Origin of the sequence: Phaeobacter italicus, assembly GCF_019801785.1 — a bacterium.
In the GTDB taxonomy this organism is placed as follows: Bacteria; Pseudomonadota; Alphaproteobacteria; order Rhodobacterales; family Rhodobacteraceae; genus Phaeobacter; species Phaeobacter italicus.
Genome location: NZ_JAHVIJ010000005.1, coordinates 245474 through 259198, shown reverse-complemented (window position 1 = coordinate 259198; position 13725 = coordinate 245474). Strand labels below are relative to the sequence as shown.

Genomic DNA, 13725 nt, shown 5'->3' with positions numbered 1-13725 from the left:
TCAGCGCCCTTTCCACACCGGATCGCGTTTTTCGGCAAAGGCGCGCGCGCCCTCCAGCTGATCCTCGCTATCATAAAGCACATCAACACTGCGCAACTGGCGTTTGGTGATCCGGTTCATGGCGTCCTGGAATTTGCTGTCCTCGGCATCGCGCACGATTTCCTTGATTGCGGCGTAGACCAGCGGCGGGCCAGAGGCCAGGAGACGCGCCAGTTCCCAAGCGCGATCCATCAGCTGATCCGCTGCCACGATCTCATTGACCAGCCCCCAGCGGTTGGCCTCTTCGGCATCAAACCAGCGCCCGGTCAGCAAGAGCTCCATCGCAATGTGATAGGGAATGCGTTTGGGCAGTTTCACACTGGCTGCATCCGCCACGGTGCCAGAGCGGATTTCCGGCAACGCAAAGGTGGCATGATCGGCCGCAATGATCATGTCCGCAGACAAGGCCAGCTCCAGCCCGCCGCCACAGGCGATCCCGTTCACCGCAGCAATCACCGGCTTGTTCATGTCGCGCAGCTCCTGCAATCCACCGAACCCGCCGACACCATAGTCGCCATCCACCGCATCACCGTCAGCCGCCGCTTTCAGATCCCAACCGGGGCAAAAGAACTTCTCTCCTCCACCCGTCAGGATTGCCACCCTGAGGTCAGGATCATCGCGGAAATCGCGGAAGACCTCACCCATGACCTTGCTGGTCGCCAGATCAATGGCGTTGGCCTTGGGCCGGTCCAGCGTCACTTCCAGAATGGCACCGTCGCGGCGGGTTTTCACGGGGCTGCTGCCGGTGTCTTCACTCATGTCGTCTCCTCCTGGCATGTGGCATGCCTGTCTGTTGTCAGGCCGCAGCCCTAGTATTTCCGCCGCATCAGCGCATCCGCGGCCACGGCATCTGTTGGCGTGCACAGAAGCGGGTTGATCTCGATCTCCTCCAACCCCAGCGCATTCTCAAGCACATAGGCCTCAACCGCGCGGATGGCCGCCATGAGAGCCTCGCGATTGGCAGCAGCAGCGCCACGATACCCGTTGAGCAACCGTGACACCCGCAGGCTGTTCAGCGCGGTTTCAAGATCCGCCTCAGACGCGGGTAATAGAACCGATGCGCTGTCCTGCAGGACTTCGGTCAGCGTACCACCCGCCGCAAGGGTCATGACAAATCCGTGGGCCGGATCCTTGACCACACCGATCAGCAGCTCTGCCACCGCACCTGTCACCATTTCCTCGATCAGGAAACTGCGGGCCGGCATGTCATGTGCTGCATCGCTGACCGCCTGACCTGAGGTCAGGTTCAGCACAACGGCTCCTGCCTCAGTCTTGTGGGCGACCCCTTCTCCCTTGAGAACAACGGGGAAGCCGAGATCAACAGCCACGGCCCGTGCGTTGGTAGCCGAGATGGCGCGTTTGGAATGTGGCACCCGCAACCCATAGGCCGAGAGCTGACGCTTGGCCTCGGCTTCGGGGATCAGATCGGGCTCTACTGTGGCTGTTGGCAACAACAGCGGCTCCGGTGGTTCGGGCAGACACAGGCTTGCCGCTTCGCAGGCAGCAATTGCTTCTGACAGCCCGGAAAACGGGACCACACCGGCCTCCATCAGCCGGGCTGCGACCTCCTCTGGCATGAGTTCGGGAAGGGTCGCGATAAAACCGGCGTTGGCGCCGGTCCGCTCCCGCGCTGCGATCATTGCAGCAATGGTACATTCCCAGTCAGACGCATCACAGCGATCCCCGCGCGGAAAATCGGCAATCAACATGGTCATCGCCAGTTGCGGATCCATCATCGCAGCGAAGGCGTTGGTCATCGCCTCGGTGTCGCGCCAGATATAGGTGTGATAATCAAGCGGATTGGCCAGCGCCACCATCGGGCCGAGTGCGGCGCGCAGATCGGTTTTCTGGCGGTCATTCAGGGGTGGGAACGTCACCCTGCGCGCATGAGCGGTATCCGCGGCCAGGCTTGCCTCGCCCCCCGAACAGCTGATGGTCGCAATACGGTTCGAGGGCAGACGCCCCGCTACATGCAACAGCTTCAGCGTCTCCAGGAAAGACGGCAGATCATCCAGACGCGGAATACCAAATCGCGACAGCAAAGCCCCTGCCCCCGCGTCGCCGCCCGCAAGCGAGGCGGTATGAGAAACAGTTGCGGCCTGGGCCTCGGCCGACTTGCCAACCTTCAAGGCGATGATGGGCTTGCCCAATGCGCGGGCACGGGCGGCAAGTGCCTCAAAGGCGCGCAGATCACCAAACCCCTCGATGTGCAGACCCAGCGCAGTGACCCGGTCGTCCTCCAGCAGCGCCTCGCCAATTGCAGCAATGCCCGATTGTGCCTGATTGCCCGCAGTCACCACATAGGCCAGCGGCAGGCCACGCTTCTGCATGGTCAGGTTGATTGCGATGTTGGAGCTTTGAGTGACCAGGGCCACGCCTGTCTCAGCCCGCTGGCCGCCATGCTGGTCAGGCCACAAAAGCGCACCGTCCAGATAGTTGATGAAGCCATAGCAATTGGGGCCGAGGAAGGGCATATCGCCCGCCGCCTCTAACAGCTGCGCCTGCAAATCAGCCCCTTCGGCGTCCTCTGCTGCGGCTTCCAGAAAACCGGACGCAAAGCACACTGCCCCGCCAGCCCCGCGCGTCGACAGCGCCCGCACCACGTCGATCGTGGCAAAGCGGTTCACCCCGACAAAGGCCGCATCTGGTGCCTCTGGAAGACTGTCCACGTCTTTGAACGCAGGCAGGCCCGCGACCTCTTCGGCCTTGGGGTGGACGGGCCAGATGGTGCCCCCGAACCCCATCTTCTGGCACTGCTCGATCACCAGGCGGCACCATGCGCCGCCGCCGATCACAGCTATGGATTTGGGACGGAAAAGGCGGGAAAGGTCGCGTGTCATCGTCTTGCGGTTCCGCTGGGTGAGAGTTCGGGAGCCTCCGGCGGGGATATTTTCAGCCAGAAGAAGCGTAGGGTTTCATTAACCAGAATCGGCAACGCTGATTGCGCGGTACAGGCGGGGACGCCGATGACCGCGCCAGGAGAAGGCCCCCGGTTGCGGCGTTGCCCTCCGGGGGCTGGATCTGGTTTCATTCTTCTTCTGGCCTTCAAATATCCTCGCCGAAGGCGAAAAAACTGCTGGGTTTCAATGTGCCGGCCGGTCGAGATGGCCCAGATCCCGGTCCGGGTCAATCCGGTCGCGCACCCGGGTTTTCAGCGCCTTCACATCCGGAAAACCGCCGTCGCGTTTGCGTTCCCAGATCAGATCACCGTCCAGTCGGATTTCGAACACACCACCCATGTCACCGGGGATCAGGGTGACTCCCCCCAGTTGATCCTGAAATGTCTGCAACAATTCCTGTGCCATCCAGTCCGCGCGCAGCAGCCAGTTGCAGCCGATGCAGTAGGTGATGGTCACATTGGGTTTCACAGCCTGTGGTGCGGTTTGGGTCATGGATCAACCTCCGACGGCGCGCAGCATCTCGCGGCTGATGATGTGCCGCTGGATTTCACTGGTGCCTTCCCAGATACGCTCCACCCGCGCGTCGCGCCAGATGCGTTCCAGCGGCAGTTCATCCATCAATCCCATGCCGCCGTGAATTTGGATCGCCTCATCCGCGACAAAGGCCAGCATCTCGGTCGCCTTCAGCTTGGCCATCGACATGTCGCTTTCGGTGACGGTGCCCTGGTCGAATTTCCAGCCCGCTTCCCAGGTCAAAAGGTTCGCCGCCTTCAGCTCCAGCGCCATATCGGCGAGTTTGAAGGACACACCCTGGAACTTGCCGATCTGCTGGCCGAACTGTTTGCGCTCGGCGGCGTAGTCGATCGAATGCTGCAAGGCACGGTCTGCGCGACCAAGGCAGGTGGCGGCCACTTGCAGGCGGGTCGCGCCCAGCCAGGTATTGGCAACATCAAACCCCTTGTCGACCTCGCCCAGAATGGCCGAGGACGGCAGGCGGCAGTCGTCGAACTCCAACACCGCGTTGGTATAGCCGCGGTGGCTGACGTTGCCGTAGCCGTCGCGCACCTCAAAACCCGGGGTGCCCTTGTCGACGAAGAAGGCGGTGATCTTCTTCTTCGGCCCGCGCGGGGTGTCCTCGACCCCGGTGGCCATGAAGCAGATGGCGAAATCGGCGATATCGGCGTGGCTGATGAAATGCTTGGTGCCGTTCAGGATCCAGTCATCACCATCCCTGCGCGCCGTCGCCTTCATCCCGCGCAGGTCCGAGCCCGCGTCCGGCTCTGTCATCGCCAGACAGTCCCATTTCTCGCCTTTCATACAGGGGAACAGGTATTTTTCCTTCTGCTCCTCGGTGCCTGCCAGCAGGATGTTCGATGGCCGCGCCACGCCGGTCCAGTGCAGCGCATAGTTGGCGCGGCCCAGTTCTTTTTCATACATCAGCCAGCTCAGCGTATCGAGGCCGGCACCCCCCACCTCCTCTGGCATGTTGGCGGCATAAAGCCCTGCCTCCATCGCCTTTTTCTGCACATCGCGGATCACATCCATGTCGAGGTGGCCGGTGCGTTCGATCTCCGCCTCGTGGGGGTAGAGCTCTTTCTCCACAAAGGCGCGGGTGGTTTCCACAATCATGGCCTGTTCTTCGGTCATTGCGAACTGCATCGGTCCCTCCCGTCAGGGTAATTCTGTTGACTTGCCCCTGAGCGTAGGTCTGGATGAACAGTATATCATGCACTATCGGACATCATCGTGCCAAAATGGAAGAAACAACACGCTGCAACGCAGCAGATTGACCTGTTGCTGTTTGATCAGTTTTCGGGCCATTGCCTTGCCAATACCGTCGAGCCACTCCGCGCGGCAAATGGCTTTGCTGGACGAAATCTCTATTCCTGGCGGTTCCTGACCCTTTCAGGTGCGCCTGCCGTGTCATCCGCCGGCATGGAGGTTATCGCGCAGAGGGCACTGGCGCGGGCTGAGGGTGATATGCTCATCGCGATGCCGAGCTATGGCTATCTGCGTCACGCAACCGATGCGACGGCGCGGGGGCTTCGGGCTGCTGCCGCCCGATACCGTGTGATGGCGGGTTTTGATACTGGCGCCTGGCTTCTGGCCGCTGCCGGGTTGCTGACGGGCTATCGCGCCACCATTCACCGCGCCGAGATGGAGGAGTTCACCGACTGCTTTCCCGAGGTGGACGCCAGCCAGCAGCGCTATCTGTGGGATCGTGACCGGTTGACCTGTTCAGGAGCGATGTCTGCCTTTGACAGCATTCTTGACATGATCGGACAGCAGCACGGTCAGGCGCTGCGCCTGGATGTTGCCGATCTATTCATGAGCACAGACCCGGAGCCGACATCTGGCAACAACCTGTCCAGCACGCCCTTGCGCAGCACCACTGTGGCGCGGGCGGTCAAGGTGATGGAGGACAATCTGGAGAATCCGCTGCCCCTGACCGACGTGGCCCGCCAGACCGGGCGCAGCCTGCGCGAGCTGGCCCGCCGGACACAGGCCGAATTGGGTGTGACGCCACAGGGGCTGTATCGCCATTTTCGTCTGAAACGGGCAAAACGCCTTGTATTAGAGACGGAATACAGCGTCGCGGAGATCGCCCTCCGCTGCGGCTATGAAAACCCAAGCGCGCTGACACGGGCGTTTCGGGCAGAGTTTCAGACAACGCCCCGACAGTTGCGCAGCGCACGGCGCTGACCATCGGCGGCGCATCGCTGATACCGATCTTATGGTTTCACAAAAAAGAGCTATTGTTTGCGCTAGACCTGAAGGGGCCTTGCGCTTGCTCAGGTAATCAGAACAATTGGCACATGACAGATATCGCATTCCCAAGCTGGCCCGATGTAGCCCCCCAGTTGATCGAAGTTGCGGCAGGTCGCCGCCCGGCGGATACGGTGATCCGCAAGGGGGTCTGGGTCAATGTTCACACCCGTGAACTCCTCCCCGATCATGACATTGCCATAAGCGCAGGACGTATTGCCTATGTCGGGCCTGACGCGGGCTATTGCACCGGTCCCGACACCGAGGTGATCGAGGCAAACGGGCGCTACATGATGCCCGGCCTGTGTGATGCGCATATGCACATCGAATCCGGCATGCTGACCCCAGCAGAATTTGCCCGCGCCGTGATCCCCCATGGCACCACCTCGATGTTCACCGACCCGCACGAAATCGCCAATGTGCTGGGCCTTGAAGGCGTGCGGCTGATGCATGACGAAGCGCTGCTGCAGCCGGTCAATATCTTTACCCAGATGCCGAGCTGTGCGCCCTCTGCGCCAGGGCTGGAAACCACCGGCTACGAGATCTCGCCCGAGGATGTTGGCGAGGCGATGAACTGGCCGGGAATCATCGGCCTTGGCGAGATGATGAACTTTCCCGGTGTTGCCAATGGCGACCCCAAGATGCTGGCCGAAATCGCCGCGACCCAGCGCGCAGGGAAAACCGTTGGCGGGCATTATGCCTCTCCTGACCTTGGCCCTGATTTTGCGGCCTATGTGGCAGGTGGCCCGGCTGACGATCACGAAGGCACCTGTGAGGCAGATGCCATTGCCCGCATGCGCCAAGGTATGCGCGCGATGGTGCGGCTGGGATCGGCCTGGTACGATGTTGAGGCGCAGATCACCGCGATCACCGAAAAGGGGCTGGATCCCCGCAACTTCATCCTGTGTACCGATGATTGCCATTCCGGCACGCTGGTCAACGATGGCCATATGAACCGGGTTGTGCGTCACGCGATCGACTGCGGCTGCGACCCCTTGGTTGCCATCCAGATGGCCACGATCAATACAGCCACCCATTTCGGTCTTGAGCGAGAGCTGGGCTCTATCACCCCGGGCCGCCGGGCAGATGTGATTTTGACCTCTGACCTCAAGTCCTTGCCGATCGAGGTGGTGGTGGCGCGAGGCCAGATCGTGGCCGAGGCCGGAGAAATCAAAGTGGACTGCCCGCACCTCGACTGGCCAGACAGCGCCCGAGGCACAGTCCATCTGGGCCATGAATTGTCCGCACGTGATTTTGAGATCAGCGCACCTGAAGGGGCCAATGCGGTCACTGCAAATGTGATTGGGGTTGTCGAGAACCAGGCCCCCACCAAAGCCCTTCAGGCAGAATTGCCGGTGGTTGACGGGCTGGTCGAGGGCAGTGGCGATGTTTGCCAGATTGCCCTTGTCGAACGGCATCGGGCAACCGGCGGCGTGACCAACGCCTTTGTCTCCGGGTTTGGCTATTCCGGCAAAATGGCGATGGCCTCGACCGTGGCCCATGACAGCCATCATATGATTGTCGTCGGAACCGATCGTGCACAGATGGCGCTGGCCGCGAACCGGCTGGCCGAGGTCGGTGGAGGCATCACCATTTTCCGCGAGGGGCAGGAACTGGCATTGGTTGAACTGCCGATTGCCGGGCTGATGTCCGACAGCCCCGCAACCGAGGTTGCCGCGAAGGCGCAGAAGATGGTCGACGCGATGGAGGCCTGTGGCTGCACGCTGAACAATGCCTATATGCAACATTCCCTGCTGGCGCTTGTCGTCATCCCAGAGCTGCGTATTTCCGACCTTGGACTGGTCGACGTTCGCAGCTTCAAGAAAATTCCAGTGATCGAGCCGCTTTCATGACAACAGTAAAAACCCCACAACTTCCTGCCGCTGAGGAATTCACCGACGCGGCCGCAGCCGTCGCCCGTCTGGAGCAGCTTTATTCGGAGGCGACACAGTTCCTGTGCACCGAATTCTCCAGCGTGATTGCCGATGGCGCCGCAGTACCGCACCGCATCCGCGCCTATTACCCGGAGATCCGCTTTACCACCTCGTCGTTTGCACAGGTGGATAGTCGGCTCAGCTATGGGCATGTGTCAGCGCCCGGCACCTATGCCACGACGGTGACACGCCCGGATCTGTTTCGTCATTATTTGACCCAACAGATCGGCCTGTTGATCCGCAATCACGGCCAGCCTGTCACCATTGCGGTCTCGGACACACCAATCCCGGTGCATTTTGCTGTCGCCTCAGACCCCAATCTGACCGTTCCGCAAGAGGGGGCGGCAGGCTTTACCCTGCGCGATGTGTTCGATGTGCCGGATCTGGCGACCACCAACGATGACATCGTGAACGGCACCTATCAGGCCAGCGACAACACCGGGCCGCTCTCGCTGTTTACGGCGCAGCGCATCGACTATTCGCTGGCCCGCCTGTCGCACTATACGGCGACGGATCCACAGCATTTCCAGAACCATGTGCTGTTCACCAACTACCAGTTCTACGTCGCGGAGTTCGAGGCCTATGCCCGCGCCCAGCTGGCTGACCCGCAGTCAGGCTACATCAGCTTTGTCAGCACCGGCGACCACGAGATCACCCATGCGGATGCCGAAATCCCGCCAACCACCAAACTGCCGCAGATGCCGACCTACCACCTGAAGCGGGAAGACGGCAGTGGCATCACCCTGGTGAACATCGGCGTCGGCCCGTCCAACGCAAAGACCGCCACGGACCACATCGCCGTATTGCGCCCGCATGCGTGGTTGATGGTTGGCCACTGTGCCGGTCTTCGCAATACGCAAACCCTGGGGGATTTCGTGCTTGGCCACGGGTATCTGCGCGAGGACCACGTGCTGGACGACGATCTGCCGATCTGGACCCCGATCCCCGCGCTTGCGGAAATTCAGGTCGCGCTGGAAAATGCCGTTGCTGAGGTGACCGAACTGGAAGGTTATGATCTGAAACGGATCATGCGGACCGGCACCGTTGCCACCATCGACAACCGTAACTGGGAATTGCGCGACCAATCCGGCCCGGTCCAGCGGCTATCACAGTCCCGCGCCATCGCGCTGGATATGGAAAGCGCAACAATCGCGGCCAATGGATATCGCTTCCGCGTGCCATACGGAACGCTGCTGTGCGTGTCGGACAAACCCCTGCATGGTGAGCTGAAACTGCCAGGCATGGCATCTGATTTCTACCGCACGCAGGTTGCGCGGCATTTGCAGATCGGGATAAAGGCGATGGAACAGTTGCGCGGCATGCCACTTGAGCGTTTGCACAGTCGAAAACTGCGCTCCTTCGACGAAACAGCCTTTCTTTAAGGCGAGTTTTCCACCGAAATCTGCCAAAAACCCCTATTTTGTTGGGCTAAATGCTACACAATGCGTTGTGTTACGACACAACATAACGCTAAGGTTACGCGATGAGGCCCCATAACTCGGGCAGTGACAAGGAGACCTAAGAATGTCCAAACCGATGACCAAGACCCAGCTTGTTGCCGCTCTGGCTGAAGAAATGGGCAGCGACAAGAAAGCCGCCGGCGCCGCTCTGGATGCCGTTTGCGCGCTGATCACCCGCGAAGTTTCCGGCGGTGGCGCAGTGACCCTGCCCGGCGTTGGCAAGATCTACTGCCGCGAGCGCCCCGAGCGCGAAGTGCGCAACCCCGCGACCGGTGAAAAGTTCACCAAAGAAGCGGACAAGGTCGTGAAAATGACCATCGCCAAAGCGCTGAAAGACAGCGTGAACGGCTAAGTTCACATCACGACCAAGATCGTGTTGCGGGTCGCCTTTCAGGCGGCCCTTTCTTTTTGCCCGGTCTTGCGCAGCTATGGACATCATCCGCGCGTCGCTTCAGGGTCACGCCATTGGATCGGCAGGGAGAGACGGCCATGGATCTGCGCGCATTGGCGATGGGGCTTGCATTTGCCTTCATGTGGTCGTCGGCCTTTACCTCGGCCCGGATCATTGTGGCGGATGCCTCGCCGCTTTATTCGCTGGCGTTCCGCTTCCTGATTTCCGGTTTGATCGGGGTCGCCGTTGCCCGGTATCTCGGGCAGAGCTGGCGCCTGACCCGCGGCCAGATGAAGGCCACAATCGTTTTCGGGATCTGCCAGAATGCCCTCTATCTCGGGCTCAACTTCGTCGCGATGGAGAGCATCGAGGCGTCACTGGCTGCGATCATCGCATCGACCATGCCGATGTTGGTCGCAATAGCGCTGTGGGCGGTTTACGGCGAACGCCTGCCGCGGCTCGGCGTGGCCGGGTTGATTGCCGGGGTCATTGGCGTTGCACTGATCATGGGGACGCGCATCAGCGCCGGCGTGGATCTCTTTGGTGTCATGCTTTGCGGCATTGGCGTGCTGGCCCTGACGCTGGCGACCCTTGCCCTGCGTGGGGCAACATCTGGCGGCAACTACATGATGGTCGTTGGTCTGCAGATGTTGATCGGTTCAGCAGTTCTGTTTTTCGTTGCCCCGATGGTTGAAACCTTCCGGTTGGAACCCAGTTGGCCGCTCGCCCTCGCCTTTATTTACACCACGCTCGTGCCGGGGCTGACCGCGACCTTTATCTGGGTTCTTCTGCTGAACCGGATCGGTGCGGTGCGCGCGGCAACGTTCCACTTTCTGAACCCGGTTTTCGGCGTTGCGGTGGCCAGCGTTCTTCTGGGAGAGCGGCTGGGTTTTCTGGATCTGGTCGGTGTCGCCATTGTCACCTTTGGCATTCTGGCGGTGCAGCTTGCCCGCCAAAAGGCCCAAGCCGATGCAGCCACCACGGCCACCAGAACCCTGCCAGAGGCGCCCGGCCGGGCCCGCCCCTAACGTGGGCAGCCAAACACGGTCGCGCGAGGTCATGAAATAGCGCTTTGCTTTTTCCGCCCCCTGCCCCCATTTACTGACAAACGCCAAAGATCGGAGGACAAGATGCGCAGCTATTCCAAAGACCCCGACGCCATTGCGGCCCTCTCGGAAGAAGAATTCTACGTCACCCAGCAATCGGGCACGGAACGTCCCGGTACTGGCAAACTGCTCTACAACAAAGAACCCGGCATCTATGTGGATATCGTTTCGGGAGAGCCATTGTTTGCCTCGTCCGACAAATATGAATCCGGATGTGGCTGGCCCAGCTTTACCAAGCCGATCGAGCCCGCCCATGTTCAGGAGCTTGAGGATCGCACCCACGGGATGATCCGCACTGAGGTCCGTTCTTCCCATGGCGACAGCCATCTCGGCCATGTGTTCCCGGATGGGCCGCGCGACCGTGGCGGCCTGCGCTATTGCATCAATTCCGCCTCTCTTCGCTTTGTGCATCTCGACGACATGCAGGCAGAAGGTTACGGCGACTATATCGACCAAGTGGAGGATAGATCATGAGCACCGCAACTGAACGGGCCGTTCTGGCCGGTGGGTGTTTCTGGGGTATGCAAGACCTGATCCGCAAGCGTCCGGGCGTCATCAGCACGCGCGTAGGCTACAGCGGCGGTGACGTGCCCAACGCAACCTACAAGAACCACGGCACTCATGCCGAGGCGATCGAGATCATCTTTGATCCTGCCCAGACCAGCTATCGCACGCTGCTGGAATTCTTCTTTCAGATCCACGACCCAACCACCGTGGACCGCCAGGGCAATGACATTGGCACCAGCTATCGCTCTGCAATCTTTTTCGTCGACGAGACGCAAAAGCAGATTGCAGAAGACACCATCGCCGATGTGAACGCCTCTGGAATCTGGCCCGGCAAGGTCGTCACCGAACTGGCACCTGTAGGCGACTTCTGGGAAGCCGAACCAGAGCATCAGGACTATCTTGAGCGGCTCCCGAATGGCTACACCTGCCACTTCCCCCGCCCCGATTGGGTCCTGCCCAAACGCAGCGAGACGGCCGCCGAATAAGCGCCCGAGCAAAAAGCCCCGCCAAATGGCGGGGCTTCGTCATTCTCAGAATGCAAAATCAGGCGTGGGCGATGCGGGGTCGGCCGCTGGCCTCGACTGTCAGAAATGCCTCGACGAAGACATCACGCGCCTCGACCCTCGCGGTGCGAATATCCCGCTCGATCTGAGTGGCGATATCCTCGGCTCCGGCCTCTTCGGCGGCTGCGGTGGCTTCTCCATGAAGATGCGCTTCGAGCAGGTTCAGCGCCTCCTCCGGGGTGGAAAAATCCTGCGGCCCGTCATCCAAATGGACGCGGAATTTGCCCTCAGCCGGAGAGGTCACCGTTCCGCTGCGGCGCATGGTGATGCGACCGACAACAGCCCCGATTGCATTCGCAACCCCCGCATGTTCAGGCAGGATCATGTTGCAATGCAGCCGCGCGCCCACCGCGGGATAGTAGCTCGGGGCGGACGCGCCGAGACCAACCACGTCCACGTTCAGCCCACTTTGCAGGGAAATCAGACCGCGATGGCCATTCAACCCACGCTGCATCAGAACATGGCGCGCCAGCTGATCAGGCGGGGGGCCGAACGGGCTGCTTTCTTCGGCAAATGCAGTCTCTAACAAGGTCAAAGCGGTCTGCTCGGTCATTTGGTCGATGATGATCTGCGCCAGTGACGGCGCATCCGGCGCAAGGCGATCCCCCGAGCCAACACGACGGCGGGCAAACAGAGTGAGAGCCTTTTCAGCCGCCTCACTGTCCCAGGCGGACAGGCGGCCAAGAACGTGGCTCGCATCGGACGGAGTGATGGCGGAGACCTGCACCAGCCCTCGATCCACCAGTCGCATCAACGCAGTTTGTTCGATCCGGCTTTGCAGGATTGCCCCAGTGGGATGGGTCGCGTCGCCAATTCGCTCCAGAATGCGCGCATCGCGATCGGCAAGGCCGACAGCGGACTGTCCGGGCACCGCACGCACGAACTGGCCGTCATATTCACCGACTGTGGGCGCGCGCAACTGCGTATCCAGTGCCGCGTGCACCACATCCGGTGCCGTCATTGCAACCAGAGACACCGGCAAAACCCGGCGAGGGCCAAGCGTGACCCCACCGTCCATGCCGCTGGTCACCAGATGGACCTGACTATCGCCGCCAAGGCCAGAGGTGCGCATCGCAACCGCCTCGACCATCGTGCGATAGCCGCCGACCTGCGCCCCTGCAGGGTCGATCTTGGGCTTGCCGTTTTCGATCAGGGCCACGTCGGTCGTCGTACCGCCGATATCACTGACCAGCGCCCGCTCCACACCCGTCAACCACCGTGCACCAACCAGCGAAGCGGCAGGGCCGCTCAGGATGGTTTCGATCGGACGGGCGCGCGCTTGTTCCGCCGACATCAGTGCACCATCGCCACGCACAACAATCATCTGCGCGGCAATCCCCAGCTCTGACAGCCGCGTTTCTGCCCTGCCGATCAACCGGTCAATCATCCCGATCAGCCGGGCATTCAAAACCGCAGTCAGCGCCCGTTTCGGCCCATTCAGCCGCGCAGAGAGCTGATGGGAACAAGTGACGGGAATGCCGGTTTCTTCGGTGATGATGCGCGCCACCTCCAGTTCATGCGCGGGATTGCGGGTGGCGAACTGACCTGCAACTGCAAAGCCGCTGACGTGGGCTGCCTCGGTTTGCAGAAAACTGCGAAGAGCGGCGGTATCCAGTGGCGCCGCCTCCCCGCCTGCGTGGTTGTGGCCGCCTACAAGAACCAGCGCCGGATCGCCCTTGAGCGCGTCGCGCAGACCGTGCCGATCCAGATCTGCCTCGGCAAAGCCGACATAGACCAGCGCCACGCGTCCGCCCTGGCCTTCAACCAGCGCATTGGTTGCCAATGTCGTCGACAACGCCGCCAGCGTGACCGCGGATGGTGACACTCCAGCCTCAGACAACACCGCCTCAACCGCTTTGCCGACACCAATCGCCAGATCCTGCCGGGTTGTCAGGGATTTCGCCGTGGCAAGCACATGTGTCTCATCACGGATCAGCACCGCATCGGTATAGGTTCCGCCGGTATCGACCCCCAAAAGCAGTGTCATTCATCATCCTCCTGTTCGCACCATCCCGCCTAGCGAAGCAAAAGCGGCACCGCATGTCTGGAAGCGGCATTC

12 protein-coding genes are annotated in these 13725 nt (G+C 61.1%); 7 read left to right on the top strand and 5 right to left on the bottom strand.

Features of this window, described 5'->3' with window-relative positions; genetic code table 11:
- From KUV39_RS13910 to KUV39_RS13895, 4 genes are all read right to left on the bottom strand, one after another.
- Positions 1-798 (bottom strand): carnitinyl-CoA dehydratase, encoded by a 798-nt coding sequence (locus tag KUV39_RS13910; RefSeq protein ID WP_008561091.1) that lies wholly within the window; start codon positions 796-798, stop codon positions 1-3.
- Between the two features lie 50 nt (positions 799-848).
- Positions 849-2879 (bottom strand): acetate--CoA ligase family protein, encoded by a 2031-nt coding sequence (locus KUV39_RS13905; RefSeq protein ID WP_222460034.1) that lies wholly within the window; start codon positions 2877-2879, stop codon positions 849-851.
- 243 nt (positions 2880-3122) lie between these two features.
- Positions 3123-3431: an Rdx family protein gene (locus KUV39_RS13900; RefSeq protein WP_222460033.1), complete on the bottom strand. Its 309-nt coding sequence runs from the start codon at positions 3429-3431 to the stop codon at positions 3123-3125.
- A 3-nt stretch (positions 3432-3434) separates the two neighbouring features.
- Positions 3435-4598 (bottom strand): acyl-CoA dehydrogenase family protein, encoded by a 1164-nt coding sequence (locus KUV39_RS13895; RefSeq protein ID WP_222460032.1) that lies wholly within the window; start codon positions 4596-4598, stop codon positions 3435-3437.
- Between the two features lie 87 nt (positions 4599-4685).
- Between KUV39_RS13895 and KUV39_RS13890 the strand changes: the two genes are divergently transcribed.
- The 7 genes from KUV39_RS13890 to msrA all read left to right on the top strand — a co-directional run bounded on the left by KUV39_RS13890 (position 4686) and on the right by msrA (position 11588).
- Positions 4686-5642, top strand: coding sequence for a GlxA family transcriptional regulator (locus tag KUV39_RS13890; RefSeq protein WP_222460031.1), 957 nt, complete (start codon positions 4686-4688; stop codon positions 5640-5642).
- Positions 5643-5755: 113 nt separating this feature from the next.
- Positions 5756-7558 carry an adenine deaminase gene (gene ade, locus KUV39_RS13885; protein ID WP_008560544.1) on the top strand — a complete coding sequence of 601 codons (1803 nt, stop codon included), beginning with the start codon at positions 5756-5758 and terminating at the stop codon, positions 7556-7558.
- Complete coding sequence (locus tag KUV39_RS13880) at positions 7555-9021, top strand: AMP nucleosidase (RefSeq protein WP_008562516.1); 1467 nt, start codon at positions 7555-7557, stop codon at positions 9019-9021. Before ade ends, KUV39_RS13880 begins: the two co-directional genes overlap by 4 nt.
- A 142-nt stretch (positions 9022-9163) precedes the next feature.
- Positions 9164-9451: an HU family DNA-binding protein gene (locus KUV39_RS13875; protein WP_008561673.1), complete on the top strand. Its 288-nt coding sequence runs from the start codon at positions 9164-9166 to the stop codon at positions 9449-9451.
- Between the two features lie 137 nt (positions 9452-9588).
- Positions 9589-10518: a DMT family transporter gene (locus KUV39_RS13870; RefSeq protein ID WP_222460030.1), complete on the top strand. Its 930-nt coding sequence runs from the start codon at positions 9589-9591 to the stop codon at positions 10516-10518.
- A 102-nt stretch (positions 10519-10620) separates the two neighbouring features.
- The gene (gene msrB / locus KUV39_RS13865; protein ID WP_008559649.1) at positions 10621-11070 is read left to right on the top strand and encodes a peptide-methionine (R)-S-oxide reductase MsrB; all 450 of its coding nucleotides are present in this window, start codon (positions 10621-10623) and stop codon (positions 11068-11070) included.
- Positions 11067-11588 carry a peptide-methionine (S)-S-oxide reductase MsrA gene (gene msrA, locus KUV39_RS13860; RefSeq protein WP_008562392.1) on the top strand — a complete coding sequence of 174 codons (522 nt, stop codon included), beginning with the start codon at positions 11067-11069 and terminating at the stop codon, positions 11586-11588. Before msrB ends, msrA begins: the two co-directional genes overlap by 4 nt.
- Before the next feature lie 58 nt (positions 11589-11646).
- Here the strand turns inward: msrA and KUV39_RS13855 are convergent, their stop codons facing one another.
- Positions 11647-13653, bottom strand: a complete 2007-nt coding sequence (locus KUV39_RS13855) for a hydantoinase/oxoprolinase family protein (RefSeq protein WP_222460029.1) — start codon at positions 13651-13653, stop codon at positions 11647-11649.
- Between the last annotated feature and the right edge of the window lie 72 nt (positions 13654-13725).